Genomic DNA, 15,876 nt, shown 5'->3' with positions numbered 1-15,876 from the left:
TCATGCTGACCGACGTTGTTTTACGTTCGGCCTTTCGTTCAGATTGGCATCACATAGCTGCATTGCTTGAGCGATGCGGCCTCCCCACCTCGAATACATTCAAGATAATCGAGGACTTCCAAGTTGCGCTGTATGAAGGCCGCATTATTGGATGTGCAGCTGCGGAGCATCACGGCTCGAGCGTTCTAATTCGCTCCTGAGAAACGAGATGGGAACGGTGGGTTGTTAGGACGTTGGGGCTGGCGTTGAGGCCATTGGGGTGATTTGGAAGCCGAGCGCGGCGGCGCGGCGCTGGAGAGCCGCGATGCTGCGCTGGCGCTGCTGTTCCTCGTAGCGCTGCTGGCCCTGATCGACGAAGGCCTCACCCCGGGTCAGCATGAAGTACACCATCCGCGCGAGTTTATGGGCGACAGCGGTATTGGCGCGCGGTTTGTCCATGCGGGCGCACAGGCGGCGGTAGAAGGCGCCGAGCGCCGAGTCGTTACGCGCCAGGCTCATGGCGGCGAGCTTGAGCGCCTGGCGCACCCGGTTGGTGGAACGCCGGGTACGCGCGGATAAGACCTTGCCGCCGCTGACCTTGGTGCCGGGACACAGCCCCAGCCACGAGCAGAAGTGCTTGACGTTGGCAAAGCGGCTCAAGTCAGGCCCGATCTCCGAGAGGATCGTCAGCACCGAGGTGACCGCCAGGCCATTGATGCGCGTCAGGTCGACTCCAGCCCAGTTCGCCAGCGCGGTGCGGGCATCAAACGTCGGGGTGTTCTTGCCGCGCCGCTTGCCTGGCCCGCCGAGTTCGACCTCGTGACGGCCCAGCGGCACCAGCAACGCCTCGATCTTGGCGTCACACTCGAGGATGCGCTGGGCCAGACTGTCGAACATCCCCAGGGCCTGCCCGAGCACGAACAGGTGCTCCTCGCGCCAGTTGCCCGTCAGCGCCCGCTCGATGTCGCGCTCGCTGGCCTTGACGCATCCATGGCGATGCCGTGCCAGCGTTTTGGCGTCACGCTCGCCCGCCACAATCGCCCGCACGATGGCCTGCCCGGTCATGCCCATCACGTCGGTGAGCACCTCGGTGAGCTGGAGGTTCATCTGCACCAGCGCCTTCTGCATGCGCAGCACCCAGTCGGCCTGCTCGGTGAGCAGCACTTCGCGCTGGCGGGCCACTGCGCGCACCACACACACCTCGCTGTCGGGGCGCCAGGCCGCGCGCAGCAGCCCCAGGCTCATCAGCTTCTGCAACCACTGGCAGTCGAGCACGTCGCTCTTGCGCCCGGGCACGTACTTCAGCTGCCGCGCGTCGACCAGCCACACCGTCGAGCCGCGCTGCTCCAGCACCTCGTACACCGGGATCCAGTAGACCCCGGTGGATTCCAGCGCTACCGTGTCGACGCCGCACGCCAGCAGCCAATCGGCCAGCGCGTGCAGGTCATCGGTCATCGCGCCGAATTCACGCACCGGCTCGCACGCTGCCTGCTCGGCCAAGTACCGTGGTATCGCCACCCAGTGGCTGGACCCACCCACATCGATCCCCGCCGCCTTCGGAAACACCTCGTCGTCGTCTCGCTTGCGCATCGCCATCGCCTGCTCCAGAATCGTCAGTGAACGGCAGCGCCCTGGGAAGCGTCGAAGTTGACTCGATCTCCTGAACGGGATGCGCATCGCTGCGCTCACCACTGTCGCCGACGAATCCCGGACCATGCTCTCATGCGGGCTCACTCGACGGCGTGCATGCCGCGAGCGCGCACCATTGGTCTGTCGGTCATCGCGGCGCTGCCGTTCACCGGTATAGCCAAATGTCCGTTTCTCCGCCAACGCCGGGCCTGGCACGGGCTTGGGATGCTCTCCTGAGAAACGAGATGGGAACGGTGGGTTGTTAGGACGTTGGGGCTGGCGTTGAGGCCATTGGGGTGATTTGGAAGCCGAGCGCGGCGGCGCGGCGCTGGAGAGCCGCGATGCTGCGCTGGCGCTGCTGTTCCTCGTAGCGCTGCTGGCCCTGATCGACGAAGGCCTCACCCCGGGTCAGCATGAAGTACACCATCCGCGCGAGTTTATGGGCGACAGCGGTATTGGCGCGCGGTTTGTCCATGCGGGCGCACAGGCGGCGGTAGAAGGCGCCGAGCGCCGAGTCGCTGTGCGACAGACTCATGGCGGCCATCTTCAATGCCTGGCGCGCCCGGTTCGCCGAGCGCTTAGTGCCCGAGGCGAGCACCTTGCCGCCGCTGATCTTGGTGCCGGGGCACAGGCCTAGCCACGAACAGAAATGCTTGACATTGGCGAAGCGGCTGAGGTCCGTGCCGATCTCCGAGAGGATCTTCAGCACGGCAGTCGCGCCCAGTCCATTGATGCGCGTGAGGTCCACGCCCGCCCAGTTGGCCATGACCTGGCGGACATCGAATTCGGCACGCAGCTTGCTGCCGGCTCGGGGGACTTTGCCCAAGTCGATTTGGCACTGGCCCAACTTGCCCAGCAACGCCTGCAGCTTCGTCTCGCACTCGGCCAGATGCCGTGCAATGTGGTCGTACATGGCCAGCGCCTGGGCGAGTACAAACAGATGCTCTTCGCGCCAGTTACCCGTCAGCGCCCGGGTGACTTCCTCGGCGCTGGCCTTGACGCGGCTGTGACGGTGGCGCGCCAGTACCTTTGCATCGCGCTCGCCGGCCACGATGGCGCGGATGATGGCCCGTCCGGTCATACCCATCACGTCACTGAGCACCTCGGTGAGCTGGATGTTCATCTGCACCAGTGCCTTTTGTATGCGCTGCACCCAACTGGCCTGCTCGGTGAGCAGCACTTCGCGCTGGCGGGCCACTGCGCGCACCACACAGACCTCGTCGCCGGGCCGCCAGGCCGCCAGGCCGCCCGCAACAGCCCCAGACTCATTAGCTTCTGCAGCCACTGGCAGTCGAGCACGTCGCTCTTGCGCCCGGGCACGTATTTCATCTGCCGTGCATCGACCAGCCAGACCTTCAGCCCGCGCTGCTCCAGCACTTCGTACACCGGGATCCAGTACACCCCGGTGGATTCCAGCGCCACCGTGTCGACGCCACATGCAATCAGCCAATCGGCCAGCGCGTGCAGGTCATCGGTCATCGCGCCGAATTCGCGCACCGGGTCGTCAGTCGCATGGCGGGGCACGGCGACCCAGTGGCTCGATGCTCCGACATCGATCCCCGCCGCGTTGGGAAACACCTCGTCTTCTCGCTTGCGCATGGCCATGGCTTGCTCCAAGATCGTCAGTGAACGGCAGCGCCATGGGAAGCGTCGATTTCGACTCGATCTCTCAAACGGGATGCGCATCGCTGCGCTCACCACTGTCGCCGACGATTCCCGGACCAGGCTCAATAACGGGCTCACCCAGCAGCGAGGCCAATCGCCGCGAGCTCGCACCAATGGGTTATCGGTCATCTCGGCGCTGCCGTTCCCCTTTATAGTCGTTTCTTCGCGAACGCCGGGCACAGGCTTGGGCTTGGGCTTGGGAAGCTCAGTAGCAGTGGAACCTGATTACCGAGACAGAGGCATTGCAGGGTGTCTGGTTGAAACACTATTGATGCGGGCTCGCGGCACAGAAGCACGAGACGCCTATCTCTTCTCCACGGTGGCTCCCGCTTATTTCGCTCGCTGGGGATTCTCGCTTGTTGCGGATGAAAAAGTGCCACTGGAGGTGAAGTCATCGCCCGCAGTCCAGCGCGCGGCCCAAGCATCGGCGCTTGGCATGCGATGTGAGCTGCGATAGCGAGAGTGTCTCGTTGGATGCCAATTCAACGTTACTAGCCTGAGGTCCCGCTGACTACAGCCCCTACAACAGAGGATGGCAAGGCTAACTGGTCTTCGCTGTTTTTACGAGGGAGCTTTATCCCCTTGTTGTTTGTCAATGTCGACTGGCCGTTTCGCAACATCGAGCGGCCAGCCAACTACCAACGCTCAACGTCCGGGAAGGCAACGGCCTGTCGGGAAGGTCTAGCTCCAGCCCCGCATGTCCATACGGTGTACCTTGTCGTGTGCGCGTCCATGGGCTGCATCTTGCCGTTACCGGCCACGGCCGTCTATGAGCCGAACTACGAAGCCGGGGCCAAGTCGACGCGGTAAAAGATCTGGCTGACCGACGAGCCTGCGTTTGGGCTAGCCGGCCTTTGGAGGGATCGGCCGGATGACATTTACTCGTTCACCATGCTGACGGTGAAAGCCGACAAGCGTTCCTGCGGCTGCTGCCGGGCGATCAAATGGTTGCTGAGCCGCAAATTGACCGCAAGCCCAACGCATCGATGGATGTTCTCATAGCCGCAGGAACGTCATGCGACAGAGTTCAGGACGCCTGACGGCCGACCGCGAACGCGCTCGGCCTTCCTGCAGCGACCTCGATGCGCGGCAGGACGCCCGAAGCAATGCCCTGCCTAACCGCCGCCTTTCAGTTCAGCAACATCCCAGCGCCCCTGCTCGATGGCGACCAGAGCATCGCCAGTTACTGCGAATCGCACGCCACAGGCAGCGCAGCGGTAGAAGCGGCTACCACGCAGGCGATCTTGTCGGTCGAGCCAGGCCGACCGCCGAACTCTTGGCCGACCTCTCCCCTTTACTTGAAAGGACCCCTACAAGAAGCAGGAACTTCCCTGAGTCTTCGGCTCGCACTCGAGCACATTTATACGCTGGAGTGCCCTGGCGCCTGCACCTACAATTGCGCGCAATGCCGCCGCTGATTGGTGGTCCACGCAATGCATCGATACATGCTGATGCTGTTCACAGCACCGCACTCCCGCCAGAGCCGCTTTGCGGTGCCGGTTGGTTCGTAGACATGGAAGCCGCGATAGTTTGGCGCATCTCGAAGCGCGGCATTGTTGCCGCTCTCCCTGCCTTAGTAGCTATCTCCGTGGAGTCGATGGTGTCCGTGGTATCGGTAGCCCCGGTACCCGTACGGACCATAGTAGTATCCGCTATCGTACGGGACCACGACGCAAACGCCGAGCAGCGTAGAGGCGGCAATCAGCAATGCGAGAATGGGCCTCATGACGATTCCCCAAACTTGACAAGCGCGGAGAGGCCAGGCCGGTCTTCCAGCCACCCTAAGCTCTCCGCAAAGCTCCTGCACTCAGGCTTCGTTGCAACGGCTGCGCCCTGGCAACGGCCCCTCGGTTCGCCCGATGGGAGCAGCTTACTGCTTCTTCGTCTTGTCCACGCTGGCTGCGGCCTTCGCGGCTTCGGGCTGCGCCTCGGGCTTCGCCACATCCGCCTTGGCCTTGGGCTTGCCGGAATCATTCTTTGCGTCAGCCTTCGCCATACCAGCCTCTGTATGGGTGGCCTTTGTCTTGCTCGCCTTGTGGTGGGGAACCTTGGCGGCGGACTTATTGGCATCAGCCTTTACGTCAGCCTTCGCCTTGTCGGCGCTGGCTTGGGCCTTTACTTCATCGCCCTGTGCGCCGGCAATCTTCTTGTTCTTGTCGGCTTTTGCCTGCGGGGCGCTCTTCTCCTTGACGACCTTTACCTGGTCTTTCGCCGCCTCGCCCTGCGGCGGAGTCGCGGAAGCTGGCACACCAGTCTGCGCGAAAACGGAACCGACGAGGGCGGCGGAGGCGAGAGCAGCGAACAGCTTCTTCATGACGTGAACTCCTGGGAGATATTTAGCAGCTCGGCAATGCGCCGTGCTTACCGGGAAAAAACGGAACGGTCGTCGTCCGAGTTGACCCATAAGTCGTGACAATCCGTAAATTCTGCAACTGGCAAACATGAATCACGAGGTTACCGAACCCGCCTGCTCGTCCTTCTCGAAGTTATCCTCCACGCGGACGCTGTCCGGTGCGTTCATGCCCGCTGGGAAAGGCAGCGCCCTGCATCGCATTACAAAAAGTAACAGGCGTGCGATTTGACTAATGCACCATCGAACCGCGCCGGCCTAGACTGCCCGTAGAGAGAGAAGGAGCAAGCCATGCGAAACGTTTCAGCATTTATGCTTCTGACCGGGGTTATCGGGCTCACTCCCTACGTAGCTGAGGCACGCGTGGACGTGGATATCGGTATCGGGATTCCCGGGCCAGCGGTTGTCGTCCCGCCGCAGCCCTACTACGAGCCCGCCCCGGTATTCGTCCAACCTCCGCCTGTGGTCGTTGCTCCGGGCTATTACTACGACGACTGGCGGCATCGTGCGTGGCGGGAGCGTGCGTGGCGGGAGCAACGCTGGCGCGAACGCGAATGGCGCGAGCGTCGACGCGAGTGGCGACGCCGGCATGGTGACTACGATGACTAAAATGGGCGAGCGCCATGCTGGTGGGAATTTGTCGTAACGCCGAGGCCTTCGTCATTACTCATCAGATTTGCGGGTAACGCTATGAGGCCGCGTCTTGCAACCAAGGCAGACCTTCGTGATGTGGAAGCATTGCTTCGCACGTTTAGTGCAGAGAACGTCAATCACAAGCGCATAGCGGCCCTGGACCTCAAGGTTGCAGAGCTGCGTGCCATCCACCGGAGCCACCGCAGCGCGCAGAGACTGGCTCCATCAACTTCAAGGAGACAGCCATGCCAGGCCAGAACATCCACGTTGTGCCCGCAGATGACCGCTGGGCTGTTTGGACCGAGGGTGGCCTCGGCCGGGAGACCTTCGACACTCAGCAGGCGGCCATCGCTGCCGGCACCGAGCGGGCCAAGCAGAAGAAGGTCGAGTTGCTGATCCATGGCCGCGACGGCCAGATCCGGGAGCGCAATTCCTTCGGCAACGATCCTCGGGACGTCAAGGGGTGAGGCTATGGATCCGTGCATGTCGCAACGCCACACCTCCAAAAGTTCGCTCTCTCACACCTACGCCCCGGCCATACCGAAACGTAAAAAACTAGACTGAATAGCGGGGTTGGAGCGCTATTCCGCCCGACGTTGCTTACCCCTCGGACACCCACCCCGACCTGAGGGGTCTTCCTGCGAATATAAGACTGGAAAGGGCTTGGCAACTGGGCCACTGGGAAACTTACCATGCCACCCGAGGTATTTTTTCCGTGATCTGACGTTATGTCAAATCTGGTGGGCCCCCACCACCGCTGTCCGACTCGCGACAGCGATGACGGAATTGGCTAAACCAGTGCTGAAGGCTATGGGCTAACAATGGAGGAACTGGAGGCGGCCGGGTGCGGACCCAGCGGATCGCTTCCGCCGGCTCATTCTTCGTTGCCATCGTTGCCGTCATTCGGATTGAAATGGGCCAGGGGTGTGCCCGCCTCTTGATTCGTTGTCGGCGCCCGGCCGCGATCTTGCGCCGCCGCCCACCAACACCCTTCGGCTCGCGCGGCACCACGCGCAATTCTGCCGCTTCGGTTTCGCCCCGCTCGGCACGGGGGTGCGCTGCTGCGCCTTTTCGGCGACCGCGAGCCGGCGGTCGGCGAGCGCCGCGGCCTCGGCTTCGAGCCGGGCCCGAACTTCCGCCTGAGCCACCGCGGCATCCGGGGCCTCGTGGCGCGCCGCCGCCAGTTCCGTCCGGATGTCTTCGGTCGCTCGCTCCTTTTGCGCGCGGTCCGCTCCTGCAGCGCTGGAAGAACTCAAATTAGGGGTCATCGTACTTTCCGTGCAATTTCTGGCGCTTTGCACTGGAAAGGACTTATCTATCAATAGGTTAGGAATACCCTGACGGCGTGTGATTCGTTCCACTGAGAAGCCTTACTACGGGCGGGTCTGCGGTCTGCTACCGCCATATTTTTCACGGAAAGTACGATGACCCGTTCATAGGCGGAAGTCGCTTTCCGGGCCATATGCAGCCATACAACCGCTACCTCATGGTTGGCTGAAAATTGGCTGCAATCAGCCACTGCCGCAGCAACTGTCGGCTCACCGTGAACTGGCCCTATAAGTTCTCCATGCGCCCAGCGCGGCCGTAAGTATCGCAATTGGCACACATCAACTGCTGCCAGGGACGGTAACGCGCCCGGAGGGCGCATTGCCCGAAGCATGGATCCGCTCGATTGTCTCCCAATGGGCGACACTTTGACGCCATACCGAATCTTTATCGCCTCGTAGGTGGTTAGTACAGTGACTTCCGTGACGCCGCCCATGCCATCAAGCAGACCGGCGCACCACCAAACTAACCAAGGGATTGTCGCCATGAAACTCTACATCGCTCACGCCACGTGCTCGCTCGCCGTTCAGGTCATCGCCAACGAACTGGGGCTGGAACCCGAACTCATCCACTATGACGTGTTCGGCAAGAGCACATCCGCGAATGACGACTTCAGCAAGATCAATCCGATGGCCTACGTGCCGGTGCTCGCTCTCGATGACGCGGAGCAGACGCTGCTGACGGAAACGACGATCATCACGTCATACCTCGCCGACCAGCACCTGGCCGCCGGACTGATTCCGCCGCACGGCACGCTGGAACGCGTCAAGTTCGATCAGTTGCTGACCTTCCTCGCCACGGAAATTGCGCAGAAGCACATCCCGTTGATGCGCAAGCTGCAAACCGAGTTCGGTACGCAATGGACGCGCGACAAGCTCGTCGCCGCCTACTCGAAGCTCGACGCTCAACTGGCTGACGGTCGAGCGTACCTGACGGGCGACAAATTCACGGTTGCCGATGCCTATGTGTGGGCGACGCTGTGGCACGAGCGCTCGGGCGCACCGATTACCCATCTCAAGAATCTGTTCGACTATATCGCCCGCATCGAGGCGCGTCATTCGGTCAAGAAGGCACTCAAGGATGAGGCAGCAGCAGTAGCCAAGCACGAAGCCATGAAAGCCGCCGCCTGATCCGTCGGACGGCATCGGGGCGGCCAATGGCCGCTCCATCCACTGTTTCACCACGCATATGCCAGCAAGCCTTGCTTCCACTTTGTCGCTCATCACCGGTCCGGCGCTGCTGACAAACGCTTCGACCGTACTTCTGCTTGGTGCCACCAACCGGTTGAGCATGGTGCATGAAGACCAACGCCGGCTCGTCAGGCGCAAGAGACAGTCCGGAGCAAGCTCACCCGCCCCCCGTGCGACAGCGCACATCACGCTACGCCGGCAAGATCTCTTGCGAAAGGCGATGTTGCTCCTGCAGGTTGCGGTAGGCAGTTTCGGATTCGGCACACTCACCGCCATGTTGGCACTCAGCGTTGAGCAGACGCTTCCGATGTGGGCTGACATCATCACCAATCCCGCACTGCTGCTCTCCGCAACGATTGGGGGTATCGCGCTGATACTCGGCGTCCTGACGCTCTTTGTCGAGAGTTGGCTGCTCGGATCGACATTGCCTTGATTGAGGCATTGCCGGTTCGTTCCCCGACCGGCCCGGCAGCTTTGCAGGGCCGTACCTTTGAAACCTTTTCCCGGCCACCCGGATCTCGGATTCACACCCAGGTCCCGGCGCGCCGCACAAGACAAAAGGCCGCCCATGCGAGCGGCCCGGATGCATGTCAACCGACTTCAGGCACGTTGCCTGCTGGCGAACGCCGCCCGAATTTCCGATACAAAGATCTTCGGTTGCTCGAACGCGGCGAAATGACCGCCGTGTTGCGCACGGTTCCAATAGAACATCTTGCTGTAAGTCTGTTCGCACCAGTGCTTCGGCGGCGTGTAGATCTCGCCAGGAAATACCGTAACGGCTACCGGAATTTCCAATGGCACCGAGCCAAACGTGAGGTCAGCATTCTCCGCATACATACGCGCGGACGAGGCGCCACTGTTCGTGACCCAGTAGAACATGACGTTGTCGAGCATCTGATCGTAGGTCAGGACCGACTCGGGATTTTCACCGCTATCTGACCACGCGGAGAGCTTCTCGTAGATCCACGCCGCCTGGCTGGCCGGCGAGTCCGCCAAAGCATAGCCAATGGTTTGCGGCCGGGTGACCTGCAGATGATGGTAATAGGAGCCGTCGGTCGCAAAGCGCATGACCTGGTCGATGGCCACTTTCTCTTCCGCAGTGGGATGGGTCGGCAAGGTATGGGGTACGACAAACGGCAGGTTCACATGCACAGCCATCAAACCCGGCAGCTTTTGTCGCGCCATTTCGGTGGTGATCACGCTGCCCCAGTCACCGCCCTGCGCTAGATACCGCTTGTAGCCAAGGCGATGCATGAGCGTTCCCCAGGCTTTGGCAATGCGCTGGCGGCCCCAGCCTTTTTCCGTGGGCTTGTCGCTGAAGCCATAGCCTGGAATCGACGGCAGGACCACGTGGAATGCATCCGTGGCCTGACCGCCATGCGCTGTCGGATCGACAAGCGGCTCGATGACGTCGAGGAATTCGATGATGGAGCCTGGCCAGCCATGCGTCATGATCAGCGGCATCGCATCGGCATGCTTGGACTTGATGTGGAGAAAATGAATGCCAAGCCCGTCGACATGGGTCTTGAACTGCGGATACCGGTTCAGCCGATCCTCCACGCGACGCCAATCATAGTTGGTACGCCAATACTCGACGAGAGCGCGGACCTTGTCCAGCTTGGCGCCCTGGGACTGATCACGTACCGTCTCGCGCTCTGGGAAACGCGTGGCATCCAGTCGCCGCTGGAGATCATCCAGAACGGTCTGTGGAACAGCGATCCTGAACGGGACAATATTCTCGCTGCTTGCCGTGGCCGGGGCTGCATCATCTGCCGTGGCGAAGCTCGGTGTCGAAGGCAAGACACCGGCCGTGACGGCAGCCGCGGCCTGGATGAGACGACGGCGCGTATCATCCACGTGCTCGGCCGGTTCGATACCGGTGCTACCGGCGTTTTTGGAGTCAGACATGCAATTTTCCTTTCGAGGATTCTGCAGACGGTGAGCCGCAATGACCTCCGTCCCGCGAAAGGCAATGTAGCGATTCGCCATGCACCGATAAATCCTCGCGCCGGCAAATCAGTTGCGCGCCACAAATAACAATCGACGGATCTCGCGCACTGCTTTGGCGTTGCCGGGATCGACCTGTTTTTTGAGATGGGCGCAACGATGGCGCGTCGGCCTCACGTGCCGTCTTCGCGCAAGCTGTCCGCCAGTTGATTGAGAACGGCCCGCGTCTTGGCCGCCATTCTTCGGCCAACGGGGATGATGGCGTGTACCGGTGGGCCGTCGACATCGGCCGCTGGCAGGATATGCGTCAATCGGCCTGCCGCCACATGAGGCTGTGCAACGCGATCGAAAATCTGCGCGATGCCAAAGCCGCTTATCGCGGCGTCGACAAGCGCTTGCCCATCCGCAAGCACCAGAACGGGCTCCATCACGATGTCGCGCACATGCCCATTGTCAAATACTGACCAGGGCCGGTTTCGCCCCGTCGGACCGCGAAAGATCACGGCATCGTGGTTGCTTAAATCGGCCACCGTGTGGATGGCGCCCTTGCGTTTCAGGTACTCCGGCGACGCGTACAAACCGAGCCGCAGATCGCAAAGCTTGCGCACGGTCATGTCGCCTTCGGCCGGAAGTTCTCCAATGCGCACGACAATGTCCCACCCCTCGGCGACGGGGTCCGACATGCGATCGGTCAATGCCATGTCCAGCGTCACTTTCGGATAACGGCGCCTCAATGCGGCAAGAAACGGCAGCAGCAATCTGCCGAAACCCGCCGGCACGTCCAGTCGAACGCGCCCGATGGGTTCCGCTCGCCGTGCTGCCAGTGCTTGCTCGGCTTCACGCAGGCCTTCCAGGGCAGCCTGTGCCGCCAGCATGTAGGTCTCACCGTCTTCGGTCAGGCGTACCGCGCGCGTGGTTCGCTGGAACAGCCGGGTGCCGAGTCGCATCTCGAGTCGTTGTACGGCCTTGCCCACGTTCGACTTGCTTGTGCCCAGGCCTTCCGCTGCGCGCGTAAAGCTTCCCCTTTGAGCCACCGCCAGGAAAGACTCGATGTCCTGAACCTGGGCTTCCACGCGCTCGACCATTGTCTCTCCCCGGGCGACAAAGAAAATCAATTTGCGCAGTTTATCAGCCGAGTTGCAGCAACCACAATGCTTGCAAGCTCCTCGCCTCCGACACTCGCATGCTGACAAGAGAATCCCTCCAGTCCGGCCTTTACCTCGACAACCTGGAACTCCCCGCGGAGTTTCGCTGGACCCAGGACCTGATCGACGCCTCTCTGACCGCGACGCTTGCCGCGCGGCCCGATATCGGCGAGGACATCTGGATCTTTGCCTATGGCTCGCTCATCTGGAATCCACTGCTCGACTTCGATCGGCGTTCGGTGGCGACGATGCATGGATGGCACCGCAGCTTCTGCCTGCGCAGCATCGCCGGGCGCGGCAGTTCGGAACGCCCAGGCCGCATGCTCGGCCTTGAGGTGGGTGGAACCACGCAAGGCGTCGCGCTTCGCCTGACCGCGTCACGGCGTGACGAAGAACTGCGCGTGGTGTGGCGACGCGAAATGGTGGGTGGCGCCTACCGGCCAACCTGGGCCTCCGTCACGCTGGACGACGGGACGGAAACGCATGCCATCGCGTTCGTGGCCGATGCGAGCCGGCCGTTGTTCGAGCGCGATGCCTCAGTTGCGACGATCGCGCCCATCATCTCGCGCGCGGCCGGATCCTTCGGCACCAACGCCGAGTACGTCTTCAAGCTGGAATCCGCGCTGCATGCGCGCGAGTTGCGCGACACCTACGTTGATACCCTGGCTGCCGCGTTGCGGCATTTGCGCGGAGAAGCCTGAAATGGACAAACTCCACGCCATGCACGTGTTCACCCGTGTTGTGGATACAAACAGCTTTTCACGAGCGGCAGACTCGCTCGGCGTGCCACGCGGCTCAGTGACACGCGTCATTCAGGAGCTTGAAGCATTCCTGCGTGTCAGGTTGCTGAATCGCACGACCAGAAGCTTGAGCGTGACGTCGGAAGGCGCCGCGTACTACGAGAAATGCGCCCGCATTCTGGCGGAGGTCGACGCCGCCGAAGCCGAGTTCGCCGACATTACACGCGCACCGCGCGGCAAGCTTCGCGTCGACCTGTCCGGGTCGCTGGGCAAGCTGATCATCGTGCCTGCGCTCAACGATTTTCATGCCCGCTATCCAGACATCGACCTCACGCTTGGATTTGGTGACCGGCTCGTCGATCTGGTTCAGGAGGGCATCGACTGCGTTATCCGGATCGGCGAACTGGAAGACTCGTCCATGATCGCGCGACGGCTTGGCGTCTTCCAGCTCGTCACGGCAGCAAGCCGCACCTACATTGCACAGCATGGCGAGCCGACAACCCTCGATGCATTGCAAGACCATCTGACCGTCAACTACTTCTCGACACGAACCGGGCGGATGGTGAACCTGAACTTCAGCGTGAACGGCAATGCGGTGAACGTGCGCGCCCGCTCGCGGCTCTCGGCAAATGATGGCGATGCCCATCTGCAATGTGGCGTGATGGGGCTTGGCCTGATTCAGGTTCCACGTGTTATCGCGCAGCCGTATCTGGAAAGCGGCGCGCTCGTCGAGGTGTTGCCCGCGTTCCGCCCCGCGCCATTGCCGATCTCGGCCGTCTACCCCCAGAACAGACACCTGTCGCCGCAAGTCAGGGCATTCGTAGACTGGAGCGCAGAGCTGTTCGCGCGTAACCCGTCGGTTCAGGCAGGTGTCCAAGACATTCCACGTTCACCGGGCAAGCGCATCAAGGCTTTGGCATCCATCGCTGCATAAAGGCGCTCGGATGCCCGGGATTTTTCCATTTACATGAATTCTCTTCGTCGCCAAAAGAGGCTTATCTTGAACTCGCCGCGTCGTACAGTGACTGCGTTCGCATCTTCAATTCACCCGCCTTGATGACAGGCAAGGCGCCACCATGAACCCAAAGCTGGAAATCCAGGACGTACCGATCTCAGGACACGCTCAACACATTGTCCTGCGCCACTATCGGCCAACGTTCGACAAGAGCCTGCTTCCTATCGTCCTGTACTTTCATGGCGGCGGATTCACGGAGGGCGACCTGGATGAAGCACACAAGCAGGCATCGCACCTGGCCGAATCGATACCGGCCTGGGTCGTATCCGTTGGCTATTCGCTCGCGCCGCATTACCCGTTTCCCGCCGCGGCAGAGGACGCATATCTTGCCCTGATGTGGGCGGTCGAAAATGCCCGGCACTGCCGTGCCGACGCCACGCGAATTGCACTGGCGGGCCATGAAGCCGGCGGCAACATCGCAAACGGGCTTGCCGCCATGCATCGCGACCGAAGCGGTGGCAGCAAGGATGCCACCGTAAGCGCGCTCGCGCTCATTGCGCCGTTGCTCGACCCCAGCCTGACCCGGATTGCCTCGACCATCAATTCCTGCTCGATCCATCTTGAGGCGCTCGCCGCAGCGCGTCGATATCGACAATGGCTGCCGCGATCGGCGTTGCTGGTGCATCCCTACGCCGCGCCGCTGGAATCGCGCCGCCTTGGTGGAATGCCCACTACCTTGATCGTTGGCGCCGAGCATGACCCTTTCCGGTTCGAGGGTGAAAGCTACGCCGCGAAACTGATCGCCGCCGGGGTTCGCACCGAAGCCTCTCGCTACCAGGGCTTGTGCCATCGGGATCTCATCACGCACCCGCAAGCCCTCGACGAAGTAGCCGCCTTCTTGCGCCGACTTTTCTGATCCTCCCCGGCAAAAGCGACATCACGACCGCTCCGGGCGGCAAGCCGGCGACACCGTCAATTGTCTCCACAGTGGACACAGTGAATCAACAAAACCGTCCTTTATCCGCAATTTAATGACAACCATACTGCTTGCAAAGGCGAGCCACTACGCATTTTCCGCCACTGACTCTGTGAACCCCTGATTGGAGCTTTTGACATGAACGCCAACCGCAAACGGCTTTCCGTAGCACTGGGCACGCTGTTCGTCCTGGGTGCCATCGGTGCCGCCACCCACCATTTCGGCATTGATGCCAACCCGGTCACTAGCGCCCAGGCAGGTGCCAACACGCCTGCGGCCGCCGATGTCGACGTGGCCACGGTCGTGGCGGGGCAGATTACCGAATGGCAGAGCTATTCGGGTCGGCTCGAAGCTATCGACAAGGTCGATATCCGCCCGCTGGTCCCCGGCAAGATCGTTGCCGTCCACTTCAAGGATGGCCAGCTCGTGAAGAAGGGCGCATCGCTCTTCACGATTGATCCCCGCTCCTATCAAGCCGAGGTCGACCGTGCTGCCGCGCAGCTTGCCGCCGCCGAGGCGCGCGCCGCCTATGCATCGAGCGACGCCGCACGAGCAGATCGTCTGATCGGCAGCAATGCGATTGCCAAGCGTGACTATGACGAGAAGCAAAACGCCGCGCGCGAAGCATCTGCCAGCGTCAAGGCCGCACGCGCCGCACTCGACGCAGCGCGCGTGAATCTGTCGTACACCGACGTGGTGGCGCCCGTTGCCGGCCGCGTCTCGCGCGCCGAGCTGACCGTCGGCAACATCGTCTCTACCGGTGCCAGCGCCCCGCTGTTGACTACGGTGGTATCCGTCTCACCGATGTACGCATCGTTCGAAGTCGACGAACAAACCTATCTGCGTTACTTTCGCGATGCTGGCAAGAAAGACGTGCCCGTTGAACTGGGTCTCGCCGATGAAAGCGGCTACTCCCGTACCGGCGCGATCGTCTCGGTCGACAACCGCCTCGACGTCTCGTCCGGCACGATCCGCGTGCGGGCGCGTTTTGACAACGCCGATGGCGCGCTGGTACCGGGACTCTACGCACGCGTGAAGGTTGGCGGCGGCCAGCCGCGCGACGCCGTGATGATCTACGACGCAGCCGTCGGCACCGACCAGGCCAAGAAGTACGTGCTCGTGGTGGGCAAGGACAACGCCATCGAGTACCGCGAAATCAAGATCGGCAACATCCACGACGGCCTGCGCATCGTCGAGAAGGGCTTGCAGTCCGGCGACCAGATCGTGGTCAGCGGCATGCAGCGCGTGCGCCCGAACGACGCCGTGAAGCCCCGCGCCGTGAACATGGTTGACGTTGCTCGCATCACGAAGCCGGCGGCCTGATCAGGTTACGCCCCACGG

The 15,876-nt window shown here is 61.9% G+C and carries 14 protein-coding genes and 1 pseudogene; 9 read left to right on the top strand and 6 right to left on the bottom strand.

Annotation, left to right across the window (positions count from 1 at the left end; genetic code table 11):
• Positions 1–2 precede the first annotated feature (2 nt).
• Positions 3–200: a GNAT family N-acetyltransferase gene (locus AC10V3_RS25570; RefSeq protein ID WP_490924184.1), complete on the top strand. Its 198-nt coding sequence runs from the start codon at positions 3–5 to the stop codon at positions 198–200.
• A 25-nt stretch (positions 201–225) separates the two neighbouring features.
• Here the strand turns inward: AC10V3_RS25570 and AC10V3_RS25565 are convergent, their stop codons facing one another.
• From AC10V3_RS25565 to AC10V3_RS25555, 3 genes and pseudogenes are all read right to left on the bottom strand, one after another.
• Positions 226–1,575: an IS110 family RNA-guided transposase gene (locus tag AC10V3_RS25565; protein ID WP_490924183.1), complete on the bottom strand. Its 1,350-nt coding sequence runs from the start codon at positions 1,573–1,575 to the stop codon at positions 226–228.
• Positions 1,576–1,870: 295 nt separating this feature from the next.
• Positions 1,871–3,213 (bottom strand): annotated as a pseudogene (locus AC10V3_RS25560) (IS110 family RNA-guided transposase).
• 1,930 nt (positions 3,214–5,143) lie between these two features.
• On the bottom strand, positions 5,144–5,587 hold the full coding sequence (locus AC10V3_RS25555; protein ID WP_454752859.1) for a hypothetical protein: 444 nt from the start codon (positions 5,585–5,587) through the stop codon (positions 5,144–5,146).
• Positions 5,588–5,914: 327 nt separating this feature from the next.
• Here AC10V3_RS25555 and AC10V3_RS25550 point away from each other — a divergent pair, with 327 nt between their 5' ends.
• Together AC10V3_RS25550 and AC10V3_RS25545 are read left to right on the top strand one after the other, a co-directional pair.
• The gene (locus AC10V3_RS25550) at positions 5,915–6,232 is read left to right on the top strand and encodes a hypothetical protein (RefSeq protein WP_454752858.1); all 318 of its coding nucleotides are present in this window, start codon (positions 5,915–5,917) and stop codon (positions 6,230–6,232) included.
• Between the two features lie 269 nt (positions 6,233–6,501).
• Complete coding sequence (locus AC10V3_RS25545) at positions 6,502–6,723, top strand: DUF2188 domain-containing protein (RefSeq protein ID WP_490924182.1); 222 nt, start codon at positions 6,502–6,504, stop codon at positions 6,721–6,723.
• 432 nt (positions 6,724–7,155) lie between these two features.
• Here the strand turns inward: AC10V3_RS25545 and AC10V3_RS25540 are convergent, their stop codons facing one another.
• Positions 7,156–7,524 carry a hypothetical protein gene (locus AC10V3_RS25540; RefSeq protein ID WP_490924181.1) on the bottom strand — a complete coding sequence of 123 codons (369 nt, stop codon included), beginning with the start codon at positions 7,522–7,524 and terminating at the stop codon, positions 7,156–7,158.
• 543 nt (positions 7,525–8,067) lie between these two features.
• Here AC10V3_RS25540 and AC10V3_RS25535 point away from each other — a divergent pair.
• Together AC10V3_RS25535 and AC10V3_RS25530 are read left to right on the top strand one after the other, a co-directional pair.
• Entirely contained in the window at positions 8,068–8,712 is a 645-nt protein-coding gene (locus AC10V3_RS25535) for a glutathione S-transferase family protein (protein WP_490924180.1), read from the top strand.
• 58 nt (positions 8,713–8,770) lie between these two features.
• Positions 8,771–9,205, top strand: a complete 435-nt coding sequence (locus AC10V3_RS25530; RefSeq protein WP_490924179.1) for a hypothetical protein — start codon at positions 8,771–8,773, stop codon at positions 9,203–9,205.
• 167 nt (positions 9,206–9,372) lie between these two features.
• Here AC10V3_RS25530 and AC10V3_RS25525 read toward each other — a convergent pair whose 3' ends face one another.
• A complete protein-coding gene (locus tag AC10V3_RS25525; RefSeq protein ID WP_490924178.1) occupies positions 9,373–10,680 on the bottom strand; it encodes an epoxide hydrolase family protein in 1,308 nt (435 codons plus the stop codon).
• A gap of 212 nt (positions 10,681–10,892) precedes the next feature.
• Complete coding sequence (locus tag AC10V3_RS25520) at positions 10,893–11,804, bottom strand: LysR family transcriptional regulator (RefSeq protein WP_490924177.1); 912 nt, start codon at positions 11,802–11,804, stop codon at positions 10,893–10,895.
• A 98-nt stretch (positions 11,805–11,902) separates the two neighbouring features.
• On the opposite strand from AC10V3_RS25520, the gene AC10V3_RS25515 reads away from it, so the two are divergent.
• From AC10V3_RS25515 to AC10V3_RS25500, 4 genes are all read left to right on the top strand, one after another.
• On the top strand, positions 11,903–12,565 hold the full coding sequence (locus AC10V3_RS25515; protein ID WP_490924176.1) for a gamma-glutamylcyclotransferase: 663 nt from the start codon (positions 11,903–11,905) through the stop codon (positions 12,563–12,565).
• Between the two features lies 1 nt (position 12,566).
• A complete protein-coding gene (locus AC10V3_RS25510) occupies positions 12,567–13,538 on the top strand; it encodes a LysR family transcriptional regulator (protein WP_490924175.1) in 972 nt (323 codons plus the stop codon).
• A 142-nt stretch (positions 13,539–13,680) separates the two neighbouring features.
• The gene (locus AC10V3_RS25505; protein WP_490924174.1) at positions 13,681–14,475 is read left to right on the top strand and encodes an alpha/beta hydrolase; all 795 of its coding nucleotides are present in this window, start codon (positions 13,681–13,683) and stop codon (positions 14,473–14,475) included.
• A 198-nt stretch (positions 14,476–14,673) separates the two neighbouring features.
• Entirely contained in the window at positions 14,674–15,858 is a 1,185-nt protein-coding gene (locus AC10V3_RS25500; RefSeq protein WP_490924173.1) for an efflux RND transporter periplasmic adaptor subunit, read from the top strand.
• Positions 15,859–15,876 lie beyond the last annotated feature (18 nt).

This window comes from Cupriavidus sp. PB-02, from assembly GCF_058252315.1.
This window is presented reverse-complemented; position numbering and strand designations above follow the sequence as displayed.

What these genes read in the sequence shown, in the direction of transcription:
- AC10V3_RS25565 (WP_490924183.1), bottom strand. Translation starts at nt 1,575, where the DNA reads ATGGCGATGCGCAAGCGAGACGACGACGAGGTGTTTCCGAAGGCGGCG.
- AC10V3_RS25505 (WP_490924174.1), top strand. Translation starts at nt 13,681, where the DNA reads ATGAACCCAAAGCTGGAAATCCAGGACGTACCGATCTCAGGACACGCT.
- AC10V3_RS25500 (WP_490924173.1), top strand. Translation starts at nt 14,674, where the DNA reads ATGAACGCCAACCGCAAACGGCTTTCCGTAGCACTGGGCACGCTGTTC.
- AC10V3_RS25555 (WP_454752859.1), bottom strand. Translation starts at nt 5,587, where the DNA reads ATGAAGAAGCTGTTCGCTGCTCTCGCCTCCGCCGCCCTCGTCGGTTCC.
- AC10V3_RS25540 (WP_490924181.1), bottom strand. Translation starts at nt 7,524, where the DNA reads ATGACCCCTAATTTGAGTTCTTCCAGCGCTGCAGGAGCGGACCGCGCG.
- AC10V3_RS25530 (WP_490924179.1), top strand. Translation starts at nt 8,771, where the DNA reads ATGCCAGCAAGCCTTGCTTCCACTTTGTCGCTCATCACCGGTCCGGCG.
- AC10V3_RS25535 (WP_490924180.1), top strand. Translation starts at nt 8,068, where the DNA reads ATGAAACTCTACATCGCTCACGCCACGTGCTCGCTCGCCGTTCAGGTC.
- AC10V3_RS25520 (WP_490924177.1), bottom strand. Translation starts at nt 11,804, where the DNA reads ATGGTCGAGCGCGTGGAAGCCCAGGTTCAGGACATCGAGTCTTTCCTG.
- AC10V3_RS25525 (WP_490924178.1), bottom strand. Translation starts at nt 10,680, where the DNA reads ATGTCTGACTCCAAAAACGCCGGTAGCACCGGTATCGAACCGGCCGAG.
- AC10V3_RS25515 (WP_490924176.1), top strand. Translation starts at nt 11,903, where the DNA reads ATGCTGACAAGAGAATCCCTCCAGTCCGGCCTTTACCTCGACAACCTG.
- AC10V3_RS25510 (WP_490924175.1), top strand. Translation starts at nt 12,567, where the DNA reads ATGGACAAACTCCACGCCATGCACGTGTTCACCCGTGTTGTGGATACA.
- AC10V3_RS25570 (WP_490924184.1), top strand. Translation starts at nt 3, where the DNA reads ATGCTGACCGACGTTGTTTTACGTTCGGCCTTTCGTTCAGATTGGCAT.
- AC10V3_RS25550 (WP_454752858.1), top strand. Translation starts at nt 5,915, where the DNA reads ATGCGAAACGTTTCAGCATTTATGCTTCTGACCGGGGTTATCGGGCTC.
- AC10V3_RS25545 (WP_490924182.1), top strand. Translation starts at nt 6,502, where the DNA reads ATGCCAGGCCAGAACATCCACGTTGTGCCCGCAGATGACCGCTGGGCT.